The 25,053-nt window shown below is 67.4% G+C and carries 39 protein-coding genes; 37 read left to right on the plus strand and 2 right to left on the minus strand.

Annotated elements, in window-relative coordinates; genetic code table 11:
* Positions 1 to 91: 91 nt before the first annotated feature.
* Both rfbC and rfbA read right to left on the minus strand, forming a co-directional pair.
* Positions 92 to 691 carry a dTDP-4-dehydrorhamnose 3,5-epimerase gene (gene rfbC / locus JYK04_RS25295; RefSeq protein WP_189733373.1) on the minus strand — a complete coding sequence of 200 codons (600 nt, stop codon included), beginning with the start codon at positions 689 to 691 and terminating at the stop codon, positions 92 to 94.
* Complete coding sequence (gene rfbA / locus JYK04_RS25300) at positions 688 to 1,563, minus strand: glucose-1-phosphate thymidylyltransferase RfbA (protein ID WP_189733371.1); 876 nt, start codon at positions 1,561 to 1,563, stop codon at positions 688 to 690. The genes rfbC and rfbA overlap by 4 nt, the downstream gene beginning before the upstream one ends.
* An 82-nt stretch (positions 1,564 to 1,645) precedes the next feature.
* Between rfbA and rfbB the strand changes: the two genes are divergently transcribed.
* From rfbB to rplQ, 37 genes are all read left to right on the plus strand, one after another.
* Positions 1,646 to 2,623: a dTDP-glucose 4,6-dehydratase gene (gene rfbB, locus JYK04_RS25305; RefSeq protein WP_189733369.1), complete on the plus strand. Its 978-nt coding sequence runs from the start codon at positions 1,646 to 1,648 to the stop codon at positions 2,621 to 2,623.
* On the plus strand, positions 2,620 to 3,531 hold the full coding sequence (rfbD, locus tag JYK04_RS25310; RefSeq protein WP_189733367.1) for a dTDP-4-dehydrorhamnose reductase: 912 nt from the start codon (positions 2,620 to 2,622) through the stop codon (positions 3,529 to 3,531). The genes rfbB and rfbD overlap by 4 nt, the downstream gene beginning before the upstream one ends.
* A gap of 143 nt (positions 3,532 to 3,674) precedes the next feature.
* Entirely contained in the window at positions 3,675 to 4,076 is a 402-nt protein-coding gene (locus JYK04_RS25315) for a DUF2304 domain-containing protein (protein ID WP_189733365.1), read from the plus strand.
* Positions 4,073 to 4,879, plus strand: a complete 807-nt coding sequence (locus tag JYK04_RS25320) for a glycosyltransferase family 2 protein (protein ID WP_189733363.1) — start codon at positions 4,073 to 4,075, stop codon at positions 4,877 to 4,879. The genes JYK04_RS25315 and JYK04_RS25320 overlap by 4 nt, the downstream gene beginning before the upstream one ends.
* Positions 4,880 to 4,888: 9 nt before the next feature.
* Positions 4,889 to 5,773, plus strand: a complete 885-nt coding sequence (locus JYK04_RS25325) for a glycosyltransferase family 2 protein (protein WP_189733361.1) — start codon at positions 4,889 to 4,891, stop codon at positions 5,771 to 5,773.
* A 25-nt stretch (positions 5,774 to 5,798) separates the two neighbouring features.
* On the plus strand, positions 5,799 to 7,097 hold the full coding sequence (locus JYK04_RS25330; RefSeq protein WP_189733360.1) for a lipopolysaccharide biosynthesis protein: 1,299 nt from the start codon (positions 5,799 to 5,801) through the stop codon (positions 7,095 to 7,097).
* 185 nt (positions 7,098 to 7,282) lie between these two features.
* The gene (locus tag JYK04_RS25335; protein ID WP_189733359.1) at positions 7,283 to 8,392 is read left to right on the plus strand and encodes a hypothetical protein; all 1,110 of its coding nucleotides are present in this window, start codon (positions 7,283 to 7,285) and stop codon (positions 8,390 to 8,392) included.
* A gap of 470 nt (positions 8,393 to 8,862) precedes the next feature.
* Positions 8,863 to 9,171 (plus strand): 30S ribosomal protein S10, encoded by a 309-nt coding sequence (rpsJ, locus tag JYK04_RS25340; RefSeq protein WP_003948644.1) that lies wholly within the window; start codon positions 8,863 to 8,865, stop codon positions 9,169 to 9,171.
* 14 nt (positions 9,172 to 9,185) lie between these two features.
* A complete protein-coding gene (rplC, locus tag JYK04_RS25345) occupies positions 9,186 to 9,830 on the plus strand; it encodes a 50S ribosomal protein L3 (protein ID WP_007265899.1) in 645 nt (214 codons plus the stop codon).
* A 4-nt stretch (positions 9,831 to 9,834) separates the two neighbouring features.
* On the plus strand, positions 9,835 to 10,485 hold the full coding sequence (gene rplD / locus JYK04_RS25350; RefSeq protein WP_030710344.1) for a 50S ribosomal protein L4: 651 nt from the start codon (positions 9,835 to 9,837) through the stop codon (positions 10,483 to 10,485).
* Positions 10,485 to 10,808: a 50S ribosomal protein L23 gene (gene rplW, locus JYK04_RS25355; RefSeq protein ID WP_007265901.1), complete on the plus strand. Its 324-nt coding sequence runs from the start codon at positions 10,485 to 10,487 to the stop codon at positions 10,806 to 10,808. Before rplD ends, rplW begins: the two co-directional genes overlap by 1 nt.
* A 39-nt stretch (positions 10,809 to 10,847) precedes the next feature.
* Positions 10,848 to 11,684, plus strand: a complete 837-nt coding sequence (rplB, locus tag JYK04_RS25360; RefSeq protein ID WP_008739715.1) for a 50S ribosomal protein L2 — start codon at positions 10,848 to 10,850, stop codon at positions 11,682 to 11,684.
* Positions 11,685 to 11,696: 12 nt separating this feature from the next.
* The gene (rpsS, locus tag JYK04_RS25365) at positions 11,697 to 11,978 is read left to right on the plus strand and encodes a 30S ribosomal protein S19 (protein WP_008739713.1); all 282 of its coding nucleotides are present in this window, start codon (positions 11,697 to 11,699) and stop codon (positions 11,976 to 11,978) included.
* A 43-nt stretch (positions 11,979 to 12,021) separates the two neighbouring features.
* Entirely contained in the window at positions 12,022 to 12,369 is a 348-nt protein-coding gene (rplV, locus tag JYK04_RS25370) for a 50S ribosomal protein L22 (RefSeq protein WP_007265904.1), read from the plus strand.
* Positions 12,369 to 13,211: a 30S ribosomal protein S3 gene (rpsC, locus tag JYK04_RS25375; RefSeq protein WP_030230639.1), complete on the plus strand. Its 843-nt coding sequence runs from the start codon at positions 12,369 to 12,371 to the stop codon at positions 13,209 to 13,211. Before rplV ends, rpsC begins: the two co-directional genes overlap by 1 nt.
* A 5-nt stretch (positions 13,212 to 13,216) precedes the next feature.
* Positions 13,217 to 13,636, plus strand: a complete 420-nt coding sequence (rplP, locus tag JYK04_RS25380; protein ID WP_008739704.1) for a 50S ribosomal protein L16 — start codon at positions 13,217 to 13,219, stop codon at positions 13,634 to 13,636.
* Positions 13,636 to 13,860, plus strand: a complete 225-nt coding sequence (gene rpmC / locus JYK04_RS25385; RefSeq protein WP_008739703.1) for a 50S ribosomal protein L29 — start codon at positions 13,636 to 13,638, stop codon at positions 13,858 to 13,860. The genes rplP and rpmC overlap by 1 nt, the downstream gene beginning before the upstream one ends.
* Positions 13,860 to 14,141, plus strand: coding sequence for a 30S ribosomal protein S17 (rpsQ, locus tag JYK04_RS25390; protein WP_030008467.1), 282 nt, complete (start codon positions 13,860 to 13,862; stop codon positions 14,139 to 14,141). The genes rpmC and rpsQ overlap by 1 nt, the downstream gene beginning before the upstream one ends.
* A gap of 137 nt (positions 14,142 to 14,278) precedes the next feature.
* A complete protein-coding gene (gene rplN / locus JYK04_RS25395; RefSeq protein ID WP_008739701.1) occupies positions 14,279 to 14,647 on the plus strand; it encodes a 50S ribosomal protein L14 in 369 nt (122 codons plus the stop codon).
* A 2-nt stretch (positions 14,648 to 14,649) separates the two neighbouring features.
* Positions 14,650 to 14,961 carry a 50S ribosomal protein L24 gene (gene rplX / locus JYK04_RS25400; protein ID WP_150258782.1) on the plus strand — a complete coding sequence of 104 codons (312 nt, stop codon included), beginning with the start codon at positions 14,650 to 14,652 and terminating at the stop codon, positions 14,959 to 14,961.
* A complete protein-coding gene (rplE, locus tag JYK04_RS25405) occupies positions 14,961 to 15,512 on the plus strand; it encodes a 50S ribosomal protein L5 (RefSeq protein ID WP_037792008.1) in 552 nt (183 codons plus the stop codon). Before rplX ends, rplE begins: the two co-directional genes overlap by 1 nt.
* A gap of 5 nt (positions 15,513 to 15,517) precedes the next feature.
* Positions 15,518 to 15,703 carry a type Z 30S ribosomal protein S14 gene (locus JYK04_RS25410; RefSeq protein ID WP_003956452.1) on the plus strand — a complete coding sequence of 62 codons (186 nt, stop codon included), beginning with the start codon at positions 15,518 to 15,520 and terminating at the stop codon, positions 15,701 to 15,703.
* 222 nt (positions 15,704 to 15,925) lie between these two features.
* On the plus strand, positions 15,926 to 16,324 hold the full coding sequence (gene rpsH / locus JYK04_RS25415; RefSeq protein WP_007265911.1) for a 30S ribosomal protein S8: 399 nt from the start codon (positions 15,926 to 15,928) through the stop codon (positions 16,322 to 16,324).
* A 20-nt stretch (positions 16,325 to 16,344) separates the two neighbouring features.
* The gene (gene rplF, locus JYK04_RS25420) at positions 16,345 to 16,884 is read left to right on the plus strand and encodes a 50S ribosomal protein L6 (RefSeq protein WP_189733357.1); all 540 of its coding nucleotides are present in this window, start codon (positions 16,345 to 16,347) and stop codon (positions 16,882 to 16,884) included.
* Between the two features lie 2 nt (positions 16,885 to 16,886).
* On the plus strand, positions 16,887 to 17,270 hold the full coding sequence (rplR, locus tag JYK04_RS25425; RefSeq protein WP_030008471.1) for a 50S ribosomal protein L18: 384 nt from the start codon (positions 16,887 to 16,889) through the stop codon (positions 17,268 to 17,270).
* 45 nt (positions 17,271 to 17,315) lie between these two features.
* Positions 17,316 to 17,918 carry a 30S ribosomal protein S5 gene (rpsE, locus tag JYK04_RS25430; RefSeq protein WP_030008472.1) on the plus strand — a complete coding sequence of 201 codons (603 nt, stop codon included), beginning with the start codon at positions 17,316 to 17,318 and terminating at the stop codon, positions 17,916 to 17,918.
* The gene (gene rpmD, locus JYK04_RS25435) at positions 17,918 to 18,100 is read left to right on the plus strand and encodes a 50S ribosomal protein L30 (RefSeq protein WP_053682614.1); all 183 of its coding nucleotides are present in this window, start codon (positions 17,918 to 17,920) and stop codon (positions 18,098 to 18,100) included. The genes rpsE and rpmD overlap by 1 nt, the downstream gene beginning before the upstream one ends.
* Positions 18,101 to 18,102: 2 nt before the next feature.
* Complete coding sequence (gene rplO, locus JYK04_RS25440; RefSeq protein WP_030008473.1) at positions 18,103 to 18,558, plus strand: 50S ribosomal protein L15; 456 nt, start codon at positions 18,103 to 18,105, stop codon at positions 18,556 to 18,558.
* 187 nt (positions 18,559 to 18,745) lie between these two features.
* Positions 18,746 to 20,059 (plus strand): preprotein translocase subunit SecY, encoded by a 1,314-nt coding sequence (secY, locus tag JYK04_RS25445; RefSeq protein WP_189733355.1) that lies wholly within the window; start codon positions 18,746 to 18,748, stop codon positions 20,057 to 20,059.
* Positions 20,059 to 20,706, plus strand: a complete 648-nt coding sequence (locus tag JYK04_RS25450) for an adenylate kinase (RefSeq protein WP_189733352.1) — start codon at positions 20,059 to 20,061, stop codon at positions 20,704 to 20,706. Before secY ends, JYK04_RS25450 begins: the two co-directional genes overlap by 1 nt.
* Positions 20,707 to 20,809: 103 nt before the next feature.
* Positions 20,810 to 21,661 (plus strand): type I methionyl aminopeptidase, encoded by an 852-nt coding sequence (gene map, locus JYK04_RS25455; protein ID WP_189733350.1) that lies wholly within the window; start codon positions 20,810 to 20,812, stop codon positions 21,659 to 21,661.
* Positions 21,662 to 21,799: 138 nt separating this feature from the next.
* Entirely contained in the window at positions 21,800 to 22,021 is a 222-nt protein-coding gene (gene infA, locus JYK04_RS25460; protein WP_003956442.1) for a translation initiation factor IF-1, read from the plus strand.
* 73 nt (positions 22,022 to 22,094) lie between these two features.
* Entirely contained in the window at positions 22,095 to 22,208 is a 114-nt protein-coding gene (rpmJ, locus tag JYK04_RS25465) for a 50S ribosomal protein L36 (RefSeq protein ID WP_003956441.1), read from the plus strand.
* Between the two features lie 200 nt (positions 22,209 to 22,408).
* Positions 22,409 to 22,789: a 30S ribosomal protein S13 gene (rpsM, locus tag JYK04_RS25470; RefSeq protein ID WP_007265919.1), complete on the plus strand. Its 381-nt coding sequence runs from the start codon at positions 22,409 to 22,411 to the stop codon at positions 22,787 to 22,789.
* A gap of 54 nt (positions 22,790 to 22,843) precedes the next feature.
* Complete coding sequence (gene rpsK / locus JYK04_RS25475) at positions 22,844 to 23,248, plus strand: 30S ribosomal protein S11 (RefSeq protein ID WP_003956432.1); 405 nt, start codon at positions 22,844 to 22,846, stop codon at positions 23,246 to 23,248.
* Between the two features lie 151 nt (positions 23,249 to 23,399).
* Positions 23,400 to 24,422, plus strand: a complete 1,023-nt coding sequence (locus JYK04_RS25480) for a DNA-directed RNA polymerase subunit alpha (RefSeq protein ID WP_007265920.1) — start codon at positions 23,400 to 23,402, stop codon at positions 24,420 to 24,422.
* A gap of 140 nt (positions 24,423 to 24,562) precedes the next feature.
* Positions 24,563 to 25,024: a 50S ribosomal protein L17 gene (gene rplQ / locus JYK04_RS25485; RefSeq protein ID WP_030008477.1), complete on the plus strand. Its 462-nt coding sequence runs from the start codon at positions 24,563 to 24,565 to the stop codon at positions 25,022 to 25,024.
* The last annotated feature ends 29 nt before the right edge of the window (positions 25,025 to 25,053 follow it).

Below are 25,053 nucleotides of genomic sequence, written 5' to 3' on the forward strand. Positions count from 1 at the left end.
GTCCCCTCATGCCGGGTGGGCAGGGCGGCGGGTACGACCGAGGGCCGCACCCCGTTCGGGGTGCGGCCCTCGGTCGCGTGGCGGCGGTGGGTCAGTTCACGCGCAGGGACTCGGTGAACTCGACGCAGGCGGCGTGGTCGGGCAGCAGGCCGGTCGCGAGGGCGTCGGCCAGCGAGGGGGCGGCCTCGTCGCGGGCGGACAGCAGCGGCACGTCGGCCGGCCACTCGATGCCCAGGTCGGGGTCGAGCGGGTGCACGGAGTGCTCGCCGGTCGGGTTGTACGTCTCCGAGCAGAGGTACGACAGCGTCGCGTCGTCGCTCAGCGCGCAGAAGCCGTGGCCGAGGCCCTCGGGGATGTAGACCGCGCGGCGGTCCACGTCGTCGAGGCGGACACCCTCCCACTGGCCGAAGGTGGGGGAGCCGACCCGCAGGTCGACGATGACGTCGAGCACGGCGCCGCGTACGCAGGTCACGTACTTGGCCTGGCCGCGCGGTACGTCGGCGAAGTGGATGCCGCGGACCACGCCCGCGGAGGAGACCGAGAGGTTCGCCTGCGCCAGGTTCAGCGGGTGACCGACGACCTCGGCCAGCCGGTCGAAGCGGTACCACTCGGTGAACAGGCCGCGCGGGTCGCCGTGCAGCTGCGGGGTCACCTCGAAGGCGTCGGCTATGGAGAGTTCGCGGAACTTCATCGGGCGTCCTCCTCGGCGAGCAGCATCAGCAGGTAGTCGCCGTAGCCGCTCTTGGTCAGCGGCTCGGCGAGCGCGCGCAGCTGCGCGGAGTCGATCAGGCCGGCCCGCCAGGCCGCTTCCTCGATGCAGCCTATTTTGAAGCCCTGGCGCTCCTCGATCACGCGGACGAACTCGGAGGCCTGCACCATCGAGACGAAGGTGCCGGTGTCCAGCCACGCGGTACCGCGGTCGAGGATGGTCACGTTGAGCTCGCCGGCCTGGAGGTACGCGTCGTTGACGGCGGTGATCTCCAGCTCGCCGCGGGCGCTGGGCTTCAGGCCGCGGGCTATCTCGACGACCTGGTTGTCGTAGAAGTACAGACCCGGCACCGCGTAGCGGGACTTGGGCTTCTCCGGCTTCTCCTCGATGGAGATGGCCTGGCCGTCCTCGTCGAACTCGACCACGCCGTAGGCGGTGGGGTCCGCGACCGGGTACGCGAACACGCGGCCGCCCTTGGCGTCCGTGTGCTGGGCGAGGCGGGTGCCGAGGCCACTGCCGTGGAAGATGTTGTCGCCGAGGATCAGGGCGACGGACTCGTCGCCGATGAAGTCGGCGCCGAGGACGAACGCCTGGGCGATGCCCTCCGGGCGCTCCTGGACGGCGTACTCCAGCCGCAGGCCGAACTGCGAGCCGTCGCCGAGCAGTCGCTCGAACTGGTCGCGGTCGTCCGGGGTGGTGATGATCAGGATCTCGCTGATACCCGCCATCACCAGGGTGGAAAGGGGGTAGTAGATCATCGGCTTGTCGAAGACGGGCAGCAGCTGCTTCGAGACGGCCCGGGTCAGCGGCCAGAGTCGAGATCCGGTGCCACCGGCCAAGAGGATTCCACGCATGGGGAGAACCCTATGCGAGAGGGCGTGGGGGAGCAGAGTTCAGCACATGTGACGTTGGGCGGACCGCTAGACTCTTCGTATTATGCGCATCCTCGTGACCGGCGGCGCCGGCTTCATCGGTTCAGAATTCGTCCGCCAGCAGCTCGCTGCAGATGCCACGGCGCAGATCACTGTCTTCGACAAGCTGACGTACTCGGGCGTCGAGGCCAACCTCGCCCCGGTCGCCGACCACCCCGGATACACCTTCGTCAAGGGCGACATCTGCGACGCGGACGCCGTCGACCAGGTCATGCCCGGTCACGACGTCGTCGTGCACTTCGCGGCCGAGTCCCACGTGGACCGCTCGATCGCCGGCGCGGGCCCGTTCGTGATGACCAACGTCGTGGGCACCCAGGTGCTGCTCGACTCCGCCCGCAAGCACGGCGTCGGCCGCTTCGTCCACATCTCCACCGACGAGGTCTACGGCTCGATCAGCGAGGGCTCCTGGACCGAGGAGTGGCCGCTGGTGCCGAACTCCCCGTACTCCGCCTCGAAGGCGTCCTCCGACCTGCTGGCGCTGGCCTACGCGCGCACGCACGGCATGGACGTGGTGGTCACCCGCTGCTCCAACAACTACGGGCACTACCAGTTCCCGGAGAAGGTCATCCCGCTGTTCGTCTCGAACCTGATGGACGGCAAGAAGGTCCCGCTGTACGGCAACGGCGGCAACGTCCGCGACTGGCTGCACGTCTCCGACCACTGCCGCGGCATCGACCTGGCCATGCGCAAGGGCCGGGCCGGCGAGGTCTACAACATCGGCGGCGGCACCGAGCTCACCAACAAGGAGCTCACCGGTGTCCTGCTGGAGGCCGCCGGCCTCGGCTGGGACATGGTCGAGCACGTCGAGGACCGCAAGGGCCACGACCTCCGCTACTCCATCGACATCAGCAAGATCGGCGCCGAGCTGGGCTACGCCCCGCAGGTCACCTTCGAGGACGGCATCAAGGCCACCATCGAGTGGTACCGCGAGAACCGTGCCTGGTGGGAGCCGCTGAAGGCGAAGGCGGCCCTGCAGAAGTGACCGCGAACCCGGAAGCCGGCCGCTGGCTCGTCACCGGCGCCGCCGGAATGCTCGGCCAGGACGTCCTGGCCGCGCTGAAGGACGCCGGCATCGAAGCCGCGGGCCTGCGGCGCGCCGATCTCGACATCACCGACCCGGCAGCCGTCCGGGCCGCCGTCGAGGGTGCCGCCGTCGTCGTCAACTGCGCGGCCTGGACCGACGTGGACGGCGCCGAGACCGCCGAGGAAGCCGCCACCGCCGTCAACGGCACCGGCGTACGCGTCCTCGCCGCGGCCTGCGCCGACGCCGGTGCGCGCCTGCTGCACGTCTCCACCGACTACGTGCTGCCCGGCAATGCCGCGCAGCCGTACCCCGAGGACGCCGAGACCGGTCCGGTCAACGCCTACGGGCGCTCCAAGCTGGTCGGTGAACAGGCCGTCGCCGAGCTGCTCCCGCAGGACGGCTACATCGTGCGGACCGCGTGGCTGTACGGCGAGCACGGGGCGAACTTCGTCGCCACCATGCTGAAGCTGGCCGCCCAGCGGGACACCCTCGACGTGGTCGACGACCAGCACGGCCAGCCCACTTGGTCCTACGCGCTGGCCCGTCACCTGGTCGACCTCGGCCTCGCCGCGCTGGCGGGCAAGGCCCCGGGCGGGGTCTACCACGGCACCGCGAGCGGCCGTACCACCTGGATGGGGCTGGCGCGCGAGGCGTACCGGCTGAGCGGACTCGACCCCGAGCGGATCCGGCCGACGACCTCCGAGGCGTTCGTCCGCCCCGCGGTGCGACCGGCCTTCAGTGTCCTTGCTCACGACGGCTGGTCGGCCGCCGGGCTGGAACCACTGGCCGACTGGCGGGCGCAGCTCGCCGAGGCGATCACCCGCCCGGCCTTCGCTGATCTGCTGGGACTCCCCTCCACGAGGTGAGCCGGCGAGGCTGATCAATCACACACGCACGTCGCAGACGGGGCCCGGGATGCAACCTTTCGGGCCCCGTTGGCGTCATGTGCCGTGCCATATGCTTCTCCTATAAAGATGTTGGCCCCTTCGCGCGAAAGGCGCCGTCCGCTGTGCGACTCTCCGTTCTGACCTCCATCACCGGTCTTCTGGTGCTGGGGTACATCCTCGAGCTGCTGCGCCGCCAGCAACTGCGGGAGAAGTACGCGGCGATATGGCTCGCCATCGGACTGCTGGCCGCCCCGCTCGGCTTCGTCCCCGACCTGCTGGACCCGGTGGCCCGGAGCCTCGGCGTGGCATCCGGCGTGAGCCTGGTGTTCTTCATCGGCTTCGTCCTGGTCCTGCTGGTGAGCCTGCACCTCAGCTGGGAGACCAGCCGGCTGGAGGCGGAGACGCGCACCCTGGCGGAGGACGTCGCGCTGATCCGCGCGCACCTCGTCCAGCAGGGCGGTTACCCCAGTACGTCGCCGCGCGCGGAAGAGGCCGGCGCCATCGAGGCACAGGTGAACTCGTGAACGACGGTCGTCGCGTCCTGATCATTCTTCCCGCCTGGAACGAGGAGGACGGACTGCCCTCCGTCCTGCGCGAGATCCAGCAGCAACTGCCTTACGTGGACACCCTCGTGGTCGACGACGGCTCGGCGGACAACACGGCCGAGGTGGCCCGGGCGGCCGGCTCGGCCGTCGCCCAGCTGCCCTTCAACCTCGGTGTCGGCGGCGCGATGCGGCTCGGCTACCGCTACGCGCAGCAGCACGGCTACGACGTGGCGATCCAGGTGGACGCCGACGGCCAGCACGACCCGGCGTACGTGCCGGCGCTGCTGGAGCGCCTCGCCGTCGGCGACGCCGACCTGGTCATAGGCGCCCGGTTCGCCGGCGACGGCGACTACACCGTGCGCGGCCCGCGCAAGTGGGCGATGTCGCTGCTGTCCGTGGTGCTGTCGCGCATCACCCGGACCAAGCTCACCGACACCACCTCGGGCTTCCGCGCCTGCAACCGGCCGCTCATCGAGTTCTTCGCCCGCTGGTACCCCGTGGAGTACCTCGGGGACACCATCGAGTCGATGGTGGGCGCCGCCCGCTCCGGCTTCACCGTGCGCCAGATCCCCGTGGCGATGCGCGAACGGACCACCGGCCGCCCGAGCGCCTCCCCGTTCCGGGCGATGGTCTACCTCACCCGGGCCGGCCTCGTGCTGCTGCTCGCGATGATCCGCCGGATGCCCGGCGAGCTCAAGGCGTTCACGCCCGGCACCCCGGCGTACGCCGCCTTCCAGCAGCGCACCGCCGAGCTGGTCGCCCGCGAGCTGACCCGGGCCTAGGCGGAGAACATGTCGCGTTTCGAGATCCTCCTGCCGTACTACGGCGATGTCGCGCTGATGCAGGACGCCGTCCGCAGCGTCCTGGCCCAGGACGGCGACGACTGGCGCCTGACCGTCGTCGACGACGGCCGTGAGCCGGGCGTCCCCGAGTGGTTCGAGCAGCTCGCCGACCCCCGGGTCCGCTACCTGCGCAACGAACGCAACCTCGGTGTGACCGGCAACTTCAACCGCTGCGTCGAGCTCGCCGAGTACGAGTACCTGGTGCTCATGGGCTGCGACGACCTCATGCACCCGAACTACCTGCAGGTGGTGCGGGCCGCGGCCGACCGCGAGCCGGCCGCCGCGATGATCCAGCCGGGCGTCCTGGTGATCGGCACCGACGGCCAGGAGTACGACACCCTGGTCGACCGGACCAAGCGCAAGCTGTACTCGCCCAAGGGCCCCGGCCGGGCCCTGCTCGGCGGCGAGGAGCTGGCCGTCAGCCTGCTGCGCGGCAACTGGCTGTACTTCCCGTCGATCTGCTGGCGCACCGAGGCGGTCAAGCGCTTCGGCTTCCGCGACGACCTGGGCGTGATCCAGGACCTGGCCCTGGTCGTCGACCTGCTGGTGGCGGGGGAGACCCTGGCCACCACGCCGGAGGTCTGCTTCAGCTACCGCCGGCACGCCGGGAGCGAGTCCTCCGCCAAGGCCTACACCGGCCACCGCTTCGAGGAGGCCAAGCGCTTCTTCGTGGAGACCGCCGACCGCCTGGAGCGGCACGGCTGGCCGCGTGCGGCCAAGGTCTCCCGGCTGCACCTCTCCTCCCGGCTGCACGCCATCACCCTGCTGCCCGGCGCCGTGAAGCACGCCGGCCGGCCCGGTGTCAGTGCCATGCTCCGCCACGCCACGCGCTGAGCGTGCGGCCGATGAAAGCCACGGGATGAACCCGATCGCGAAACTGCTCAAAGCCCTGCCCCCCGGGACCGCGATGGTCGCGGGGGGCACCGCCGTACTCGGCGCCGCCTCCTACATCCACCTCGCGGTGGCCGGACACAGCCTCTCCGAGGCCGACAAGGCCGGCGTCTCGGTGCTGTGGACCCTGGTGATGTCCGTCGGGATCGGCTTGTTCTTCCCGATCGAGCAGGAGCTCACCCGGATCGTCGCCGCCCGTGTGGTGCGCGGTGAGGGCGCCGCGCCGGTGCTCCGGAAGGCGGGACTGCTGACCGGGGGCGTCCTCGGCGCGGTCCTGGCGGCGCTCGCCGTCTTCGCCCGGCCGATCGCCGACCGGCTGTTCCACGGCGACCTCCAAATGGTCGCCGTGCTCGGCGGGGCCTTCGCCGGGATGGCCCTGTGCTACCTCACCCGGGGCATCCTGGCCGGCGTCGGCCGCTTCACCGCGTACGGCTCCCAGCTCGCGGTCGACGGCGGCCTGCGGATCGTGCTGGCCTTCGCCTGCGCCGCCGCCGGGCTCCACTCGGCGCTCGCCTTCAGCCTGATCCTCGTGGTGGCGCCGTTCGTCGCCCTGCTGGTCACGCTGGCCCCGACGCTGCGCGCGGCGCGGCCCGGCGCCGTGTTCCCCACCCGGGAGCTGGCCCGCGGCCTCGGGCCGCTGACCGCCTCCACGCTGCTGGCGCAGGTGGTGGTCAACGCGGCGGTGATGAGCACCCAGCTGCTGGAGCCGACCCGCACCGCCTTGATCTCGGCCCTGCTCAGCGCGCTGGTGCTGGCCCGGGTGCCGCTGTTCGTCTTCGGTTCGCTGCAGGCCTCGCTGCTCTCGGGCCTGTCCACCGTGGTGGCCGCCGGAGACCACCAGGGCTTCGCCCGGATGCTGCGCAAGGCCTGCCTGGTGGTGCTCGGCCTCGGCGCCGTCGGCGGTGTGCCGGCCGTGCTGCTCGGCCCCTGGCTGATCGAGGTCCTCTTCCGTGCCGAGCCCGGCCAGCTCTTCCACCTCGACTTCCTCTGGTTCTCCATCGGGACGACCTGCTACATGCTGGCGATGGTGCTCGGCCAGGCCCAGATGGTGCTGCACAAGCACCGCGCGCAGCTGGCCTGCTGGGCGTTCGGCACCGCGGTGCTGCTCGGCATCACGCTGGTACCCGGGGACATCGCGCTGCGCGTGGGCCTCGGCTACGCGGTCGGTTCGCTGGCCACCGCCGCCGCGATGCTGCTGACCCTGCGCGGGGCCGTGCCGCGCCGTACGGCGGCACCGGCACCCGACGGACAGCTCACCGGGGTCTGACCCCATTGACGTGACGGTCACTTCCGTGCGGGGCGTGCCGCCCCGCCGGCTTGATCGTCCAGGAGTACGATCTTGCGATCGGGTGACGCGACCAGTCGCCCGATCGGTGGCCGAGAGGCCCCGCACCGCACGGTGCGGGGCCTCTCGGCCGTATCGGACACATGCGGATGCACACGGGGTGGGACATGGGCGGGAAAGACGAGAACGCGCGGAGCTCGGGGATATCCGACGAGGAGCTGGCGGCGTTCCTGGAGCGGGCCGCCGCGGGTGCCGGGGAGGCGCCGCGGGAGCCGTCGGCGCGGGCCCGGATGGTGACCGCGCGGCTGCGCGACCAGCAGGAGCCGCCGGGCTGGCGCACCGGTCCGACCGGGCGGGGGACGCGGGGCGGGCGGGGCCGGGCCAAGCGGGGGATCAAGATCACCCTGGCCGTCGTCTTCATCGCCGGGCTCGCGCTGGTCGCCGTACGGCCCGAGCTGGTGATCGACCGGGTCACGGGCAAGACCGCCGCCCGGCAGGACGCGAAGGCCCTGCTGCCCGCGGAGACGGCCCGGCCGACCGCGGCCCCGGGCGCCGTGCCCCCGGACCTGCCGACCCTGGCGGAGCCCTTCCGGGGCTCGCCGGCCCTGCGGTGGGCCGACGGTGCCGCCGGGATCGAGGTCCCCGAGGCCACCGCCGTGGACTGGATGCCGAAGGAGAAGGTCGCGGACGCGCTGCAGCGCGTCAGGCAGTTCCTCGTCGCGGCCAACCTGGACCCGGCGACCCTGCGCGGCGAACGCCCCGCCGCGGCCTTGGCGCTCCTGGACCCGCAGCAGCCGGACGTCCCGCAGCGGCTGGAGCAGTACCTGACGAAACCCACGGCGCAGGACAACCCGACCCTGCTGTTCACCCGCTTCGACCCGGCCGAGGTCAAGCCCGTCGGCAACGTGGTCAAGGTGCGCGGCAGCATGCGCGTGGAGCAGGGGGAACCCGGGGAGGTGCGCGTGGTGACGGACCACACCTTCGTCCACCCGATGACCAAGGGGGGCACGAGCGTGCAGCGCACGATCGTGCGCCGGCAGATCACCTTCTCCCTGCTCGACCCGGCGCGCTGGAAGGCCGACGGGAACCGGCTCCAGCTGAGCGAGTACCACGCGGAGCGGTCGAACGTGGAGTGCGAGGCGGCCGGCGGCTACGTGCACCCGATGTTCCCGCAGGACGCGCCGGCCGGTACGGCACCCACCGGGCCCGCCACGGACCCGTACGACCGCAGCACGGACATCAAGGGCGGAGCGTGCGGGACGGTCACCCGCTCCTGACCGGGGGAGAGGCCCTGCCGCGCCCCGGGCGTGGTGCAGTTTGACCACTCAGCGTGGCGGGGTATTCTCTTCGGCCCGATTGGCCAGGTACGTGCCTCGTATGGCAGACTACTCAAGTTGCTCGGCTGAGTGCCGATGCTGCGCGCCTCCCGCCGGGAGGACCGGAAGCGAGTCCCACAGTACTCGTCGTCCTTAATCTGCCTCTCGGGGCAGCAATGGGGGCGGACGTACGGGAATCTTCTGGGAAGTGTCAGCACGGTGCCCACCAGGCACTCGGTGGGTGTTTCTCCCCCGAATCGCGGTCATTGGGACCGTACCCCCTTGGATGAGGGAATTTCCGTATGGGAATTTTCTGTAGAGGGAGTGCGACACGCCCGACCGCGTGGGTCGGAGGAGAGGCCGCGGGATCCATCCCGCAGCCGACCGGGAGCCAGAGCGTTTCCACATACAGACAGGACTACGGAGTAGCCATGGCGGGACAGAAGATCCGCATCCGGCTCAAGGCCTACGACCACGAGGTCATCGATTCCTCGGCGAAGAAGATCGTCGAGACGGTGACGCGCACTGGTGCGTCGGTCGCGGGCCCGGTGCCGCTGCCCACTGAGAAGAACGTGTACTGCGTCATCAAGTCGCCGCACAAGTACAAGGACTCGCGCGAGCACTTCGAGATGCGCACGCACAAGCGCCTGATCGACATCCTCGACCCGACTCCCAAGACCGTTGACTCGCTGATGCGCCTGGACCTTCCGGCCGGCGTTGACATCGAGATCAAGCTCTGAGAGGCGTCGAGAAGATGGCAAAGCAGATCAAGGGCGTCCTGGGCGAGAAGCTCGGCATGACCCAGGTCTGGGACGAGAACAACCGTGTCGTCCCGGTGACCGTGGTCAAGGCCGGACCCTGCGTCGTTACCCAGGTCCGTACGAACGACATCGACGGCTACGAGTCGGTCCAGATCGCCTTCGGCGAGATCGACCCGCGCAAGGTGAACAAGCCCCTCAAGGGCCACTTCGCCAAGGCCGACGTGACCCCCCGCCGCCACCTGGTGGAGCTCCGCACCTCCGACGCCAGCGAGTACACGCTCGGCCAGGAGATCACTGCTGAGGTGTTCGAGTCCGGCGTCAAGGTTGACGTCACGGGCAACAGCAAGGGCAAGGGCTTCGCCGGTGTCATGAAGCGGCACAACTTCCGGGGCCTCGGCGCCGGTCACGGTGTGCAGCGCAAGCACCGCTCCCCCGGTTCGATCGGTGGCTGTGCCACCCCTGGGCGTGTCTTCAAGGGCATGCGCATGGCCGGTCGCATGGGTAACGAGCGTGTCACCACCCAGAACCTGACCATCCACGCGGTTGACGCGGAGAAGGGTCTGCTCCTCATCAAGGGTGCGGTCCCCGGTCCGAACGGCGGCCTCGTCCTGGTCCGTACCGCGGCCAAGGGGGCTTGAGGTAATGAGCACCATTGACATCCTTTCGCCGGCAGGCGACAAGGCCGGTACCGTCGAGCTCCCCGCGGAGATCTTCGACGCGAAGACCAGCGTTCCGCTGATCCACCAGGTCGTTGTCGCTCAGCTGGCTGCTGCCCGTCAGGGCACGCACAAGACCAAGCGTCGTGGCGAAGTCCGTGGTGGTGGCCGCAAGCCGTACCGCCAGAAGGGCACCGGCCGCGCGCGCCAGGGTTCGACCCGTGCGCCGCAGTTCGTCGGCGGTGGCGTCGTCCACGGCCCGCAGCCGCGTGACTACTCCCAGCGGACCCCGAAGAAGATGAAGGCCGCCGCCCTCCGCGGTGCCCTCTCGGACCGTGCGCGTCACTCCCGCATCCACGTCGTCACCGGCGTGGTCGAGGGTTCCGCCTCCACGAAGGCCGCCAAGACGCTGTTCGGCAAGATCTCGGAGCGCAAGAACCTGCTCCTGGTCGTCGAGCGCGCCGACGAGGCCGCGTGGCTGTCCGCCCGCAACCTGCCCCAGGTTCACATCCTGGAGCCGGGCCAGCTGAACACGTACGACGTGATCGTCTCTGACGACGTGGTCTTCACTCAGGCCGCTTTCGAGTCCTTCGTGTCTGGCCCCAAGGCCGATGAGACCGAAGGGAGCGACGCCTGATGTCTGAGGCGACCGTTACCAGCAAGACCTTCACTGACCCGCGCGACCTGCTGATCAAGCCGGTTGTCTCGGAGAAGAGCTACGCGCTGCTGGACGAGAACAAGTACACGTTCATCGTCGCGCCCGGCGCCAACAAGACCCAGATCAAGCAGGCCGTGGAAGCGGTCTTCTCGGTCAAGGTCACCGGGGTCAACACGATCAACCGTCAGGGTAAGCGCAAGCGCACCAAGACCGGTTTCGGCAAGCGTGCGAACACCAAGCGCGCCATCGTGACCCTTGCCGAGGGCAACCGTATCGACATCTTCGGCGGCCAGGCCTCCTAACGGAGGTCTAGTCGTCCGGAATCGGACGAGGACTGAGAAATGGGTATCCGCAAGTACAAGCCGACGACCCCGGGCCGTCGTGGCTCCAGCGTCGCCGACTTTGTCGAGATCACGCGGTCCACGCCGGAGAAGTCGCTGGTTCGCCCCCTGCACAGCAAGGGCGGCCGTAACAACACCGGTCGGATCACCGTTCGCCACCAGGGTGGTGGACACAAGCGCGCCTACCGCGTGATCGACTTCCGTCGTCACGACAAGGACGGCGTGCCGGCCAAGGTCGCGCACATCGAGTACGACCCCAACCGCACCGCGCGCATCGCGCTCCTGCACTACGCGGACGGCGAGAAGCGCTACATCATCGCGCCGAAGGCTCTGAAGCAGGGCGACCGGATTGAGAACGGCCCCACGGCCGACATCAAGCCCGGTAACAACCTGGCCCTCCGCAACATCCCGGTCGGTACCACGATCCACGCGATCGAGCTCCGTCCCGGTGGTGGCGCCAAGTTCGCCCGTTCCGCGGGTGCCTCCGTGCAGCTGCTGGCGAAGGAGGGCACGATGGCCCACCTTCGTATGCCGTCCGGTGAGATCCGTCTCGTCGACGCGCGCTGCCGCGCCACGGTCGGCGAGGTCGGCAACGCCGAGCAGTCGAACATCAACTGGGGCAAGGCCGGCCGTATGCGCTGGAAGGGCGTTCGCCCGTCCGTCCGCGGTGTCGCGATGAACCCGGTTGACCACCCGCACGGTGGTGGTGAGGGCAAGACCAGTGGTGGTCGCCACCCGGTCTCCCCGTGGGGTCAGAAGGAGGGTCGTACTCGCTCGCCGAAGAAGGCTTCGAGCAAGTACATCGTCCGCCGCCGCAAGACGAACAAGAAGCGCTAGGAGCGGGTTTAGATGCCGCGCAGTCTCAAGAAGGGGCCCTTCGTCGACGACCACCTCGTAAAGAAGGTGGACGTCCAGAACGAAGCCGGCACCAAGAACGTCATCAAGACCTGGTCCCGTCGCTCGATGATCATCCCCAGCATGCTGGGTCACACCATCGCGGTGCACAACGGCAAGACCCACGTCCCGGTGTTCGTCACCGAGTCGATGGTCGGCCACAAGCTCGGCGAGTTCTCGCCGACTCGCACCTTCCGCGGCCACGTCAAGGACGACCGGAAGTCGAAGCGCCGCTAAAGGCGGGGTGGTTATGACTATGACTTACACCGAAGGGACAACCATGGAAGCCAGGGCCCAGGCGCGGTACATCCGCGTCACGCCCATGAAGGCCCGCCGAGTGGTGGACCTTATCCGTGGCATGGATGCCACGGAGGCTCAGGCGGTCCTGCGTTTCGCCCCGCAGGCCGCGAGCGTGCCGGTTGGCAAGGTGCTTGACAGCGCCATCGCCAACGCCGCACACAACTACAACCACCCGGACGCCTCCACGCTGGTCATCAGCGAGGCGTACGTGGACGAGGGCCCGACCCTGAAGCGGTTCCGTCCGCGTGCGCAGGGCCGTGCCTACCGGATCCGCAAGCGGACCAGCCACATCACCGTGGTCGTCAGCAGCAAGGAAGGTTCCCGGTAATGGGCCAGAAGGTAAACCCGCACGGGTTCCGGCTCGGCATCACCACCGACTTCAAGTCGCGTTGGTACGCCGACAAGCTGTACAAGGACTACGTCAAGGAAGACGTCGCCATCCGTCGGATGATGACGTCCGGCATGGAGCGCGCCGGCATCTCGAAGGTTGAGATCGAGCGCACCCGTGACCGCGTGCGTGTGGACATCCACACCGCTCGTCCGGGCATCGTCATCGGCCGCCGTGGCGCCGAGGCCGACCGCATCCGCGGTGACCTCGAGAAGCTCACGGGCAAGCAGGTCCAGCTGAACATCCTCGAGGTCAAGAACCCCGAGCTTGACGCTCAGCTGGTTGCCCAGGCCGTTGCCGAGCAGCTCTCCTCCCGCGTCTCCTTCCGTCGCGCCATGCGTAAGAGCATGCAGGGCACGATGAAGGCCGGCGCCAAGGGCATCAAGATCCAGTGTGGCGGCCGTCTCGGCGGCGCCGAGATGTCCCGCTCCGAGTTCTACCGCGAGGGTCGTGTGCCGCTGCACACGCTGCGCGCGAACGTGGACTACGGCTTCTTCGAGGCCAAGACCACCTTCGGCCGTATCGGTGTGAAGGTCTGGATCTACAAGGGCGACGTCAAGAACATCGCCGAGGTTCGCGCCGAGAACGCTGCGGCCCGTGCGGGTAACCGCCCGGCCCGTGGCGCGCAGGGCGCTGGCGACCGTCCCGCCGGCCGTGGTGGCCGTGGTGGCGAGCGCGGCGGCCGTGGTGGCCGCAAGCCGCAGCAGGCTGCTGGTGTCGAGGCCCCCAAGGCCGACGCTCCCGCCGCCGCTCCGGCCGAGAGCACCGGAACGGAGGCCTGACCGACATGCTGATCCCTCGTAGGGTCAAGCACCGCAAGCAGCACCACCCGAAGCGCAGCGGTATGGCCAAGGGCGGTACTGAGGTCACGTTCGGCGAGTACGGCATCCAGGCGCTGACCCCGGCTTACGTGACGAACCGCCAGATCGAGGCGGCTCGTATTGCGATGACCCGCCACATCAAGCGTGGCGGCAAGGTCTGGATCAACATCTACCCGGACCGCCCGCTGACGAAGAAGCCGGCCGAAACCCGCATGGGTTCCGGTAAGGGTTCTCCCGAGTGGTGGATCGCCAACGTGCACCCGGGTCGGGTCATGTTCGAGCTGTCCTACCCGAACGAGAAGATTGCTCGTGAGGCGCTCACCCGCGCTGCTCACAAGCTTCCGATGAAGTGCCGGATTGTTCGGCGCGAGGCAGGTGAGTCGTGATGGCGACGGGAACCAAGGCGTCCGAGCTGCGTGAGCTCGGCAACGAGGAGCTCGTTGGCAAGCTGCGCGAGGCCAAGGAGGAGCTGTTCAAGCTCCGCTTCCAGGCGGCCACGGGTCAGCTGGAGAACAACGGCCGGCTCAAGTCCGTCCGTAAGGACATCGCTCGCATCTACACCCTGATGCACGAGCGTGAGCTCGGTATCGAGACGGTGGAGAGCGCCTGATGAGCGAGAACAACGTGACTGAGAAGACCGAGCGCGGCTTCCGCAAGACCCGTGAGGGTCTGGTCGTCAGCGACAAGATGGACAAGACCGTCGTCGTCGCCGTCGAGGACCGCGTCAAGCACGCCCTGTACGGCAAGGTCATCCGCCGTACGAACAAGCTCAAGGCGCACGACGAGCAGAACGCTGCCGGCGTCGGCGACCGCGTCCTCATCATGGAGACGCGTCCGCTGTCGGCGAGCAAGCGCTGGCGCATCGTCGAGATCCTCGAGAAGGCCAAGTAAGGCAATTCGCGCAAGCGAATTCCAAACAGACACAGTCTGAGGGGTTTCCCTCGGATTCGTTCCGCCAGGCTCGGTGGGGGCGACGCTCTCCGGAGTGAAGCCCCCGCCGGGAACCGGCAGACAAACAGGAGATACACGTGATCCAGCAGGAGTCGCGACTGCGTATCGCCGACAACACTGGTGCGAAGGAAATCCTTTGCATCCGTGTTCTCGGTGGTTCGGGTCGCCGCTACGCGGGCATCGGTGACGTCATCGTCGCCACCGTCAAGGACGCGATCCCCGGTGGCAACGTGAAGAAGGGTGACGTCGTCAAGGCGGTCATCGTTCGCACCGTCAAGGAGCGTCGCCGCCAGGACGGCTCGTACATCCGCTTCGACGAGAACGCCGCCGTCATTCTGAAGAACGACGGCGACCCTCGCGGCACCCGTATCTTCGGCCCGGTGGGCCGTGAGCTGCGCGAGAAGAAGTTCATGAAGATCATCTCGCTCGCGCCGGAGGTGCTGTAAGCATGAAGATCAAGAAGGGCGACCTGGTCCAGGTCATCACCGGTAAGGACAAGGGCAAGCAGGGCAAGGTCATCGTTGCCTTCCCCGCTGAGAACCGTGTCCTCGTCGAGGGTGTCAACCGGGTCAAGAAGCACACCAAGGCTGCGCAGAACCAGGCCGGTGGCATTGTGATCACCGAGGCCCCGGTCCACGTCAGCAACGTTCAGCTGGTTGTGGAGAAGGACGGCAAGAAGGTCGTCACCCGCGTCGGCTACCGCTTCGACGACGAGGGCAACAAGATCCGCGTTGCCAAGCGGACGGGTGAGGACATCTGATGGCTACCACTCCGCGTCTCAAGACGAAGTACCGCGAGGACATCACCGGCAAGCTGCGTGAGGAGTTCTCCTACGAGAACGTCATGCAGATCCCCGGCCTCGTGAAGATCGTGGTCAACATGGGTGTGGGCGACGCCGCCCGCGACTCCAAGCTGATCGACGGCGCCATCAAGGACCTGACGACGATCACCGGTCAGAAGCCGGCCGTCACGAAGGCCCGCAAGTCCATCGCGCAGTTCAAGCTGCGCGAGGGTCAGCCGATCGGCTGCCACGTCACCCTCCGTGGTGACCGCATGTGGGAGTTCCTGGACCGTACGCTGTCGCTCGCGCTGCCGCGTATCCGTGACTTCCGTGGTCTGTCGCCGAAGCAGTTCGACGGCCGTGGTAACTACACCTTCGGTCTCACGGAGCAGGTCATGTTCCACGAGATCGACCAGGACAAGATCGACCGTACCCGGGGTATGGACATCACCGTGGTCACCACGGCGACCAACGACGCTGAGGGCCGCGCGCTCCTTCGTCACCTCGGCTTCCCCTTCAAGGAGGCGTAAGCGAGATGGCGAAGAAGGCTCTCATCGCGAAGGCTGCCCGTAAGCCCAAGTTCGGTGTGCGTGCGTACACCCGCTGCCAGCGCTGCGGTCGCCCCCACTCCGTGTACCGCAAGTTCGGCCTGTGCCGCGTCTGCCTTCGTGAGATGGCTCACCGTGGCGAGCTGCCGGGCGTGACCAAGAGCTCCTGGTAATTCCCTTCCGTCCGTAAGGACTTGGGAAGTTCCAGAGACTCTCGGTAAGCATCTGGTCGGTGGGTGCCCAGCTCCGCATGCCGTAGGCTTGTGGGGTTGGGCGTCCGCCGCCCTATCGACTTACTACGCCGTAGGTCCCCGCACCGCACCCGTCCCGCCACTGAGTGGGGAGAGGGATGGCGCATACAGGAAACCCCGGCGAGAGAGGCCGAAGGCCACTTCATGACCATGACTGACCCGATCGCAGACATGCTGACCCGTCTGCGTAACGCTAACTCGGCGTACCACGACACCGTCGTGATGCCGCACAGCAAGATCAAGTCGCACATCGCAGAGATCCTCAAGCAGGAGGGTTTCATCACCGGCTGGAAGGTCGAGGACGCCGAGGTCGGCAAGAACCTCGTCCTCGAGCTGAAGTTCGGGCCGAACCGTGAGCGCTCCATCGCGGGCATCAAGCGGATCTCGAAGCCCGGTCTGCGCGTGTACGCGAAGTCCACCAACCTGCCGAAGGTGCTCGGCGGCCTGGGCGTGGCGATCATCTCCACGTCGCACGGTCTGCTCACCGGCCAGCAGGCAGGCAAGAAGGGCGTAGGTGGGGAAGTCCTCGCCTACGTCTGGTAGTCGGGAACGGAGGAAAAGCAATGTCGCGAATCGGCAAGCTCCCCATCCAGGTTCCCGCCGGTGTGGACGTCACCATCGATGGCAGCACGGTTGCGGTTAAGGGCCCCAAGGGTTCCCTCTCCCACACCGTCAAGGCTCCCATCGCCGTTGTTAAGGGCGAGGACGGCGTTCTGAACGTCACCCGTCCGAACGACGAGCGTCAGAACAAGGCCCTGCACGGCCTGTCCCGCACGCTGGTGGCGAACATGATCACCGGTGTGACCACGGGATACGTCAAGGCTCTCGAGATCAGCGGTGTCGGTTACCGTGTCCTGGCGAAGGGCTCCGACCTGGAGTTCCAGCTGGGTTACAGCCACCCGATCCTGGTGGAGGCGCCCGAGGGCATCTCCTTCAAGGTCGAGTCGCCGACCAAGTTCACGGTCGAGGGCATCGACAAGCAGAAGGTCGGCGAGGTCGCCGCCAACATCCGCAAGCTGCGGAAGCCCGACCCGTACAAGGCCAAGGGTGTCAAGTACGCCGGCGAAGTCATCCGCCGCAAGGTCGGAAAGGCTGGTAAGTAGCCATGGCATACGGTGTGAAGATCGCCAAGGGCGACGCGTACAAGCGCGCTGCCAAGGCTCGCCGCCACATCCGCATCCGCAAGAACGTCTCGGGTACGGCGGAGCGTCCGCGCCTCGTCGTGACGCGTTCGAACCGCAACATCGTTGCTCAGGTCATCGACGACCTCCAGGGCCACACCCTGGCGTCCGCGTCGACCCTGGATGCTTCGATCCGCGGTGGCGAAGGCGACAAGAGCTCGCAGGCCCAGGCTGTCGGCGCGCTCGTCGCCGAGCGTGCCAAGGCTGCGGGTGTCGAGACCGTCGTGTTCGACCGCGGTGGCAACCGATACGCCGGGCGCATTGCCGCTCTGGCTGACGCCGCCCGCGAAGCCGGGCTGAAGTTCTAAGCCCCGGTTCCGGGACTCACGGACGTAACAGAGAGAGGTAATCCAATGGCTGGACCCCAGCGCCGCGGAAGCGGTGCCGGTGGCGGCGAGCGGCGGGACCGGAAGGGTCGCGACGGTGGCCCTGCCGCCGAGAAGACCGCTTACGTTGAGCGCGTTGTCGCGATCAACCGCGTCGCCAAGGTTGTCAAGGGTGGTCGCCGCTTCAGCTTCACCGCGCTGGTCGTGGTGGGCGACGGTGACGGCACTGTAGGTGTCGGTTACGGCAAGGCCAAGGAAGTTCCCGCGGCCATCGCCAAGGGTGTCGAGGAAGCCAAGAAGAACTTCTTCAAGGTTCCGCGCATCCAGGGCACCATCCCTCACCCGATCCAGGGCGAGAAGGCTGCGGGCGTCGTCCTGCTGAAGCCTGCTTCCCCCGGTACCGGTGTTATCGCCGGTGGCCCGGTGCGCGCCGTTCTGGAGTGCGCCGGCGTTCACGACATCCTGTCGAAGTCCCTGGGCTCCGACAACGCGATCAACATCGTGCACGCGACCGTGGAGGCCCTGAAGGGCCTGCAGCGTCCCGAGGAGATCGCGGCTCGCCGTGGTCTGCCCCTCGAGGACGTCGCCCCCGCGGCTCTGCTTCGTGCACGTGCTGGGGCGGGTGCGTAATGGCTCGCCTCAAGATCACGCAGACGAAGTCGTACATCGGCAGCAAGCAGAACCACCGCGACACGCTGCGTTCGCTCGGGCTCAAGCGCCTGAACGACGTCGTCGTCAAGGAGGACCGCCCCGAGTTCCGCGGAATGGTGCAGACCGTCCGCCACCTCGTGACGGTTGAGGAGGTTGACTAATCATGGCTGAGAACAGCCCGCTGAAGGCCCACAACCTCCGTCCCGCCCCCGGCGCCAAGACCGCGAAGACCCGTGTCGGTCGTGGTGAGGCGTCGAAGGGTAAGACGGCCGGTCGTGGTACGAAGGGCCAGAAGGCCCGCTACCAGATCCCGCAGCGCTTCGAGGGTGGGCAGATGCCCCTCCACATGCGTCTGCCGAAGCTCAAGGGCTTCAAGAACCCGTTCCGCACCGAGTTCCAGGTCGTGAACCTGGACAAGCTCGGCGCTCTCTACCCCGAGGGTGGAGAAGTCACGGTGGCCGACCTGGTCGCCAAGGGCGCGGTTCGCAAGAACAGCCTCGTCAAGGTCCTGGGCCAGGGCGAGATCTCCGTGGCGCTGCAGGTTTCGGTTGACGCCGTCTCCGCCTCCGCCAAGGAGAAGATCGCCGCTGCCGGCGGCACCGTCACCGAGCTCGTCTAAGACGATTTCAGTGGCTGAATAGCTCGAAACCCGACCGGGGATGCCTCACATATGGGGCATCCCCGGTCGGTCGTTCCACGGAAGGCACACTCGCCGGTAAGGTGGCGTGCACCTTTGCTTTGTCGTATTCGTCGATCCCTCAGACCGTCACCTCTGACGCAGTAGCGCGGGGGTCGCAGGAGGCACCGTGCTCACCGCGTTCGCCCGGGCGTTCAAGACGCCCGACCTGCGCAAGAAGCTGCTCTTCACGCTCGGCATCATCGTGCTGTTCCGGCTCGGGTCCCATGTACCGGTACCCGGCGTGAGCTACAAGAACGTTCAGATCTGTGTCGAGCAGGCAGGCAACAGCAGTGGGCTGTTCGGCCTGGTCAACATGTTCAGCGGCGGTGCGCTGCTGCAGATCACGATCTTCGCGCTCGGCATCATGCCCTACATCACGGCGAGCATCATCCTGCAGCTGCTGACCGTGGTCATCCCGAAGCTGGAGACCCTCAAGAAAGAGGGACAGTCCGGCACGGCGAAGATCACTCAGTACACGCGCTATTTGACGGTTGCCCTTGCGATCCTGCAGGGCACCGGCCTTGTCGCCACCGCCCGCACCGGTGCCCTTTTCGGGACCTGCCCGGTCGGTCGCGAGATCGTCCCGGACCGGTCGATCTTCACCACGGTCGTCATGGTGATCACCATGACCGCCGGTACCTGCGTCGTCATGTGGCTCGGTGAGCTCATCACCGACCGCGGCATCGGCAACGGCATGTCGATCCTCATGTTCATCTCGATCGCCGCCGGCTTCATCGGCGCCCTCTGGCAGATCAAGCTCCAGGGCAAGATCGCTGACGGCTGGGTCGAGTTCGGCGTCGTCATCCTGGTCGGCCTGGCGATGGTGTGCCTGGTGGTCTTCGTCGAGCAGGCGCAGCGCCGGATCCCGGTCCAGTACGCGAAGCGCATGATCGGCCGCCGTGCCTACGGCGGTACCTCGACCTACATCCCGCTCAAGGTGAACCAGGCGGGCATCATCCCCGTCATCTTCGCCTCGTCGCTGCTCTACATCCCGGCGCTGGTCGTGCAGTTCAGCGGCTCCCAGGCAGGCTGGGCCGTCTGGATCCAGAAGCACTTCGTCAAGGGCGACCACCCGTACTACATCGCGGCGTACTTCCTCCTGATCGTTTTCTTCGCGTTCTTCTACGTGGCGATCTCGTTCAACCCCGAGGAAGTTGCAGACAACATGAAGAAGTATGGTGGGTTCATCCCGGGCATCCGCGCCGGTCGGCCCACCGCCGAGTACCTCAGCTACGTACTCAACCGGATCACCTGGCCGGGGTCGCTGTACCTGGGTCTCATCGCTCTTGTGCCGACGATGGCGTTGGCCGGCTTCGGAGCGAACCAGAACTTCCCGTTCGGCGGGACGAGCATCCTGATCATCGTGGGTGTGGGTCTGGAAACCGTGAAGCAGATCGAGAGCCAGCTCCAGCAGCGTAATTACGAAGGGTTCCTCCGCTGATGCGAATCGTCCTCGTTGGACCGCCCGGTGCGGGCAAGGGAACGCAGGCCGCGTTCCTTGCCAAGAACCTGTCGATTCCGCACATCTCCACGGGTGACCTGTTCCGGGCCAACATCAGCCAGGGCACCGAGCTCGGCAAGCAGGCGAAGGCGTACATGGACGCCGGCGACCTGGTTCCCGACGAGGTGACCATCGGCATGGCGAAGGACCGCATGGAGCAGCCGGACGCCGTGAACGGCTTCCTGCTCGACGGTTTCCCGCGCAACGTCTCGCAGGCCGAGGCGCTCGACGTGATGCTCCAGGCCGAGGGCATGAAGCTCGACGCCGTCCTCGACCTGGAGGTCGAGGAGGACGAGGTCGTCAAGCGGATCGCCGGCCGGCGGATCTGCCGCAACGACTCCTCGCACGTCTTCCACGTGACGTACGCCCCGGCGAAGGCCGAGGGTGTCTGCGACACCTGCGGCGGCGAGCTGTACCAGCGCGGCGACGACTCCGAGGCCACGGTCCGCAACCGGCTGGAGGTCTACCACACGCAGACCGAGCCGATCATCGACTACTACAAGGCCCAGGGCCTGCTGGTGACCATCCCGGCCCTCGGTGAGGTCGCGGACGTCACGAAGCGCGCGATGGACGCCCTCAAGAAGTAGTAACTCTTCGTGTGCAGGTACGGCCGCGGTGTCCCCGGGACATCGCGGCCGTACTGTTGAGAAGACCTGAACAACGCAGATCCGAAGGTGGAAGGCATTTCCCATGGTCCAGATCAAGACCCCCGAGCAGATCGCGAAGATGCGCGAGGCAGGGCTGGTCGTCGCGGCGATCCACGCTGCGACCCGTGAGGCGGCCGTGCCGGGCGCCACGACGCGGGATCTGGACATGGTGGCCCGCAAGGTCATCGCGGACGCCGGGGCCAAGTCGAACTTCCTCGGCTACGGCGGCTTCCCCGCGACCATCTGCACCTCGGTGAACGAGGTCGTCGTCCACGGCATCCCGGACGACAAGACCGTCCTCAAGGACGGCGACATCATCTCGATCGACGCGGGCGCGATCGTGGACGGCTGGCACGGCGACGCCGCGTACACCGCCTTCGTGGGCACCGGGCACGCCCCTGAGCTCGTGGAGCTGTCCCGGGTGACCGAGGAGTCCATGTGGGCCGGTATCGCCGCCATGAAGCTCGGCAACCGCCTCGTGGACATCTCCAAGGCGATCGAGACGTACATCAAGCGCCAGCCCCGCCCCTCCACCGGTGAGCACAGCCTCGGCAAGTTCGGGATCATCGAGGACTACGGCGGCCACGGCATCGGGTCCGAGATGCACATGGACCCCCACCTGCTGAACTACGTCTCGCGCAAGCGGGGCAAGGGGATCAAGCTGGTTCCGGGCCTCTGCCTGGCGATCGAGCCCATGGTCTCCCTGGGAACCGCCCAGACGGAGGTCCTTTCGGACGACTGGACGGTCATCACGACGGACGGCACCTGGTCCTCGCACTGGGAGCACTCCATCGCGCTGACGGAGGCCGGCCCCATCGTCCTGACCAGCCCGGACTGCGGAAAGGCGAAGCTGGCGGAGTACGGAGTCACCACGGCTCCGGACCCCCTCGGTTAATGATCTAGACTCTGGGGCAAACTTTCCGGATTCGTCTTTCTGGGTGCCCTGACGTAGACTGACTCGTCGGCTCTCGTGCACTTCCATGCCTGCATGGCGCACGGAGCTGATCAAGGTAGCCGATTCGAAAGGCGAAGCGTGGCCAAGAAGCAAGGTGCCATCGAAATCGAGGGCACCGTGATCGAGTCCCTCCCGAACGCGATGTTCAAGGTGGAACTCCAGAACGGTCACAAGGTCCTCGCGCACATCAGCGGCAAGATGCGCATGCACTACATCCGCATCCTCCCCGATGACCGGGTCGTTGTGGAGCTGTCTCCGTACGACCTGACGCGTGGCCGGATCGTCTACCGATACAAGTAGATCTTGCTCTCACTCCTGCCTGGGCATCCGTCCCGGTGCGGGTGGTGGCACTGACCCGGAGAACCTCACCAACATGAAGGTCAAGCCGAGCGTCAAGAAGATCTGCGACAAGTGCAAGGTGATCCGCCGTCACGGCCGGGTCATGGTCATCTGCGACAACCTGCGCCACAAGCAGCGCCAGGGCTGACGCACGCCGACCGACCTGCCTTCCGCAGTTCTTCGCGCGACGTAAGAAAACGTACATACGCAGAACCCGCCCAGCCCTTCACGGGGCCGGCGGTACCTCCGGCGGGGGCCGGGGACCCGGACGTACCATCACCCACTTCGGGGTGGTCGGCGGTCGGGGTCGGTTCTGCTGAAGACCCCCGAACACACAGGAGCCATTGAATGGCACGCGTTTCCGGTGTTGACATCCCGCGCGAAAAGCGCGTGGAGATCGCACTCACCTACGTCTTCGGTATCGGGCGCACCCGGTCCAAGGAGATCCTCGCCTCCACCGGCGTGAACCCGAACACCCGCGTTCGTGACCTGGCCGAAGAGGACCTCGTCAAGATCCGCGAGTACGTGGACGCCAACCTCCGTACCGAGGGTGACCTCCGCCGCGAGATCCAGGGCGACATCCGCCGCAAGATCGAGATCCAGTGCTACCAGGGTATCCGCCACCGTCGCGGCCTCCCGGTGCACGGTCAGCGCACCAGCACCAACGCGCGTACCCGCAAGGGCCCGCGTCGCGCGATCGCCGGTAAGAAGAAGCCGGGCAAGAAGTAGTCCTGTTCAGCGGTCTTGCGCTGTAGGACCGACCACCTCCCGTAGGAGATTTAGATGCCCCCCAAGGGTCGTCAGGGCGCTGCCAAGAAGGTGCGCCGCAAGGAAAAGAAGAACGTCGCTCACGGGCACGCCCACATCAAGAGCACGTTCAACAACACCATCGTTTCGATCACCGACCCCTCGGGCAACGTGATCTCCTGGGCCTCCGCCGGCCACGTCGGCTTCAAGGGCTCGCGCAAGTCCACCCCCTTCGCCGCGCAGATGGCCGCCGAGTCGGCCGCCCGTCGCGCGCAGGAGCACGGCATGCGCAAGGTTGACGTCTTCGTGAAGGGTCCGGGCTCCGGCCGCGAGACCGCGATCCGCTCCCTCCAGGCCACCGGCCTCGAGGTCGGCTCGATCCAGGACGTCACCCCCACCCCGCACAACGGCTGCCGCCCGCCGAAGCGCCGCCGCGTCTGACGCAGCGGACGCACCTGTGCGTTCTTGAGTGTCCGGGCGGTACGACCCCTTCGGGGGACGTACCGCCCGTACCCTTGCAGTAGCCGTACCCCCGGTACGGCGTCCCGTCGGGCGTCAAATAGTGGGCGTCCACGAATGAAGGAACACAGACATGCTTATCGCTCAGCGTCCTTCGCTGACCGAAGAGGTCGTCGACGAGTACCGCTCGCGGTTCGTGATCGAGCCGCTGGAGCCGGGCTTCGGTTACACCCTCGGCAACTCCCTGCGCCGTACCCTCCTGTCCTCCATCCCGGGTGCCGCTGTCACCAGCATCCGCGTGGACGGCGTCCTGCACGAGTTCACCACCGTGCCGGGCGTCAAGGAAGACGTCACCGACATCATCCTCAACATCAAGCAGCTGGTCGTCTCCTCGGAGCACGACGAGCCGGTCGTGATGTACCTGCGCAAGCAGGGTCCCGGCCTGGTCACCGCTGCCGACATCGCGCCCCCGGCCGGTGTCGAGGTGCACAACCCGGACCTGGTCCTCGCCACGCTCAACGGCAAGGGCAAGCTGGAGATGGAGCTGACCGTCGAGCGCGGTCGCGGCTACGTCTCCGCCGTCCAGAACAAGCAGCTGGGCCAGGAGATCGGCCGCATCCCGGTCGACTCCATCTACAGCCCGGTCCTCAAGGTCACCTACAAGGTCGAGGCGACCCGAGTCGAGCAGCGCACCGACTTCGACAAGCTGATCGTCGACGTCGAGACCAAGCAGGCCATGCGCCCGCGTGACGCCATGGCGTCCGCCGGCAAGACCCTGGTCGAGCTGTTCGGTCTGGCGCGCGAGCTCAACATCGACGCCGAGGGCATCGACATGGGCCCCTCGCCGACGGACGCGGCCCTGGCCGCCGACCTGGCGCTGCCGATCGAGGAGCTCGAGCTCACGGTCCGCTCGTACAACTGCCTCAAGCGCGAGGGCATCCACTCCGTGGGTGAGCTCGTCGCCCGCTCCGAGGCCGACCTGCTCGACATCCGCAACTTCGGTGCGAAGTCGATCGACGAGGTCAAGGCGAAGCTGGCCGGCATGGGCCTGGCCCTCAAGGACAGCCCGCCCGGGTTCGACCCGACCGCCGCCGCCGACGCCTTCGGCGCCGACGACGACGCGGACGCCGGTTTCGTCGAGACCGAGCAGTACTGATCCACCCCGCCGCCGGCGGCTGAGGCCTTGTGCCTGGGTCGCCGGCCGGGCTTGGAGTGAAATCTTTCCCGCGGCATCCGCCTCGGGGGAACTGACACCGGTACCTGACACGGCCGGTGCAGATATGAAGGAGTAACACCATGCCGCGTCCCGCAAAGGGTGCCCGCCTGGGCGGTTCCGCCGCGCACGAGAAGCACCTCCTCGCGAACCTCGCGAAGTCGCTCTTCGAGCACGGCCGCATCACCACCACCGAGGCCAAGGCCCGCCGCCTGCGTCCCTACGCCGAGCGTCTGGTCACCAAGGCCAAGAAGGGCGACATCCACAACCGTCGCCTGGTGCTGCAGACGATCACGGACAAGAGCATCGTGCACACGCTGTTCACCGAGATCGCCCCGCGCTACGAGAACCGCCCCGGTGGTTACACGCGCATCACCAAGATCGGCAACCGTCGTGGCGACAACGCCCCGATGGCCGTGATCGAGCTGGTCGAGGCCCTGACGGTCGCCCAGCAGGCCACCGGTGAGGCCGAGGCCGCCACCAAGCGCGCGGTCAAGGAGGCGGAGGCTGTCGAGACCCCCGCCGAGGAGACCAAGGAGGCCTGATCCCCCGGGATCACGCTTGCTTGAACGGC

The organism is Streptomyces nojiriensis (genome assembly GCF_017639205.1).
GTDB classification, from domain to species: Bacteria; Actinomycetota; Actinomycetes; order Streptomycetales; family Streptomycetaceae; genus Streptomyces; species Streptomyces nojiriensis.

Excerpts from the sequence above, each read along its gene's own strand:
- rfbC (WP_189733373.1), bottom strand. The coding sequence starts at position 691 with ATGAAGTTCCGCGAACTCTCCATAGCCGACGCCTTCGAGGTGACCCCG.
- rfbA (WP_189733371.1), bottom strand. The coding sequence starts at position 1,563 with ATGCGTGGAATCCTCTTGGCCGGTGGCACCGGATCTCGACTCTGGCCG.
- rfbB (WP_189733369.1), top strand. The coding sequence starts at position 1,646 with ATGCGCATCCTCGTGACCGGCGGCGCCGGCTTCATCGGTTCAGAATTC.
- JYK04_RS25325 (WP_189733361.1), top strand. The coding sequence starts at position 4,889 with ATGTCGCGTTTCGAGATCCTCCTGCCGTACTACGGCGATGTCGCGCTG.
- JYK04_RS25330 (WP_189733360.1), top strand. The coding sequence starts at position 5,799 with ATGAACCCGATCGCGAAACTGCTCAAAGCCCTGCCCCCCGGGACCGCG.
- JYK04_RS25335 (WP_189733359.1), top strand. The coding sequence starts at position 7,283 with ATGGGCGGGAAAGACGAGAACGCGCGGAGCTCGGGGATATCCGACGAG.
- rpsJ (WP_003948644.1), top strand. The coding sequence starts at position 8,863 with ATGGCGGGACAGAAGATCCGCATCCGGCTCAAGGCCTACGACCACGAG.
- rplC (WP_007265899.1), top strand. The coding sequence starts at position 9,186 with ATGGCAAAGCAGATCAAGGGCGTCCTGGGCGAGAAGCTCGGCATGACC.
- rplD (WP_030710344.1), top strand. The coding sequence starts at position 9,835 with ATGAGCACCATTGACATCCTTTCGCCGGCAGGCGACAAGGCCGGTACC.
- rplW (WP_007265901.1), top strand. The coding sequence starts at position 10,485 with ATGTCTGAGGCGACCGTTACCAGCAAGACCTTCACTGACCCGCGCGAC.
- rplB (WP_008739715.1), top strand. The coding sequence starts at position 10,848 with ATGGGTATCCGCAAGTACAAGCCGACGACCCCGGGCCGTCGTGGCTCC.
- rpsS (WP_008739713.1), top strand. The coding sequence starts at position 11,697 with ATGCCGCGCAGTCTCAAGAAGGGGCCCTTCGTCGACGACCACCTCGTA.
- rplV (WP_007265904.1), top strand. The coding sequence starts at position 12,022 with ATGGAAGCCAGGGCCCAGGCGCGGTACATCCGCGTCACGCCCATGAAG.
- rpsC (WP_030230639.1), top strand. The coding sequence starts at position 12,369 with ATGGGCCAGAAGGTAAACCCGCACGGGTTCCGGCTCGGCATCACCACC.
- rplP (WP_008739704.1), top strand. The coding sequence starts at position 13,217 with ATGCTGATCCCTCGTAGGGTCAAGCACCGCAAGCAGCACCACCCGAAG.
- rpmC (WP_008739703.1), top strand. The coding sequence starts at position 13,636 with ATGGCGACGGGAACCAAGGCGTCCGAGCTGCGTGAGCTCGGCAACGAG.
- rpsQ (WP_030008467.1), top strand. The coding sequence starts at position 13,860 with ATGAGCGAGAACAACGTGACTGAGAAGACCGAGCGCGGCTTCCGCAAG.
- rplX (WP_150258782.1), top strand. The coding sequence starts at position 14,650 with ATGAAGATCAAGAAGGGCGACCTGGTCCAGGTCATCACCGGTAAGGAC.
- rplE (WP_037792008.1), top strand. The coding sequence starts at position 14,961 with ATGGCTACCACTCCGCGTCTCAAGACGAAGTACCGCGAGGACATCACC.
- JYK04_RS25410 (WP_003956452.1), top strand. The coding sequence starts at position 15,518 with ATGGCGAAGAAGGCTCTCATCGCGAAGGCTGCCCGTAAGCCCAAGTTC.
- rpsH (WP_007265911.1), top strand. The coding sequence starts at position 15,926 with ATGACCATGACTGACCCGATCGCAGACATGCTGACCCGTCTGCGTAAC.
- rplF (WP_189733357.1), top strand. The coding sequence starts at position 16,345 with ATGTCGCGAATCGGCAAGCTCCCCATCCAGGTTCCCGCCGGTGTGGAC.
- rplR (WP_030008471.1), top strand. The coding sequence starts at position 16,887 with ATGGCATACGGTGTGAAGATCGCCAAGGGCGACGCGTACAAGCGCGCT.
- rpsE (WP_030008472.1), top strand. The coding sequence starts at position 17,316 with ATGGCTGGACCCCAGCGCCGCGGAAGCGGTGCCGGTGGCGGCGAGCGG.
- rpmD (WP_053682614.1), top strand. The coding sequence starts at position 17,918 with ATGGCTCGCCTCAAGATCACGCAGACGAAGTCGTACATCGGCAGCAAG.
- rplO (WP_030008473.1), top strand. The coding sequence starts at position 18,103 with ATGGCTGAGAACAGCCCGCTGAAGGCCCACAACCTCCGTCCCGCCCCC.
- JYK04_RS25450 (WP_189733352.1), top strand. The coding sequence starts at position 20,059 with ATGCGAATCGTCCTCGTTGGACCGCCCGGTGCGGGCAAGGGAACGCAG.
- map (WP_189733350.1), top strand. The coding sequence starts at position 20,810 with ATGGTCCAGATCAAGACCCCCGAGCAGATCGCGAAGATGCGCGAGGCA.
- rpmJ (WP_003956441.1), top strand. The coding sequence starts at position 22,095 with ATGAAGGTCAAGCCGAGCGTCAAGAAGATCTGCGACAAGTGCAAGGTG.
- rpsM (WP_007265919.1), top strand. The coding sequence starts at position 22,409 with ATGGCACGCGTTTCCGGTGTTGACATCCCGCGCGAAAAGCGCGTGGAG.
- rpsK (WP_003956432.1), top strand. The coding sequence starts at position 22,844 with ATGCCCCCCAAGGGTCGTCAGGGCGCTGCCAAGAAGGTGCGCCGCAAG.
- JYK04_RS25480 (WP_007265920.1), top strand. The coding sequence starts at position 23,400 with ATGCTTATCGCTCAGCGTCCTTCGCTGACCGAAGAGGTCGTCGACGAG.
- rplQ (WP_030008477.1), top strand. The coding sequence starts at position 24,563 with ATGCCGCGTCCCGCAAAGGGTGCCCGCCTGGGCGGTTCCGCCGCGCAC.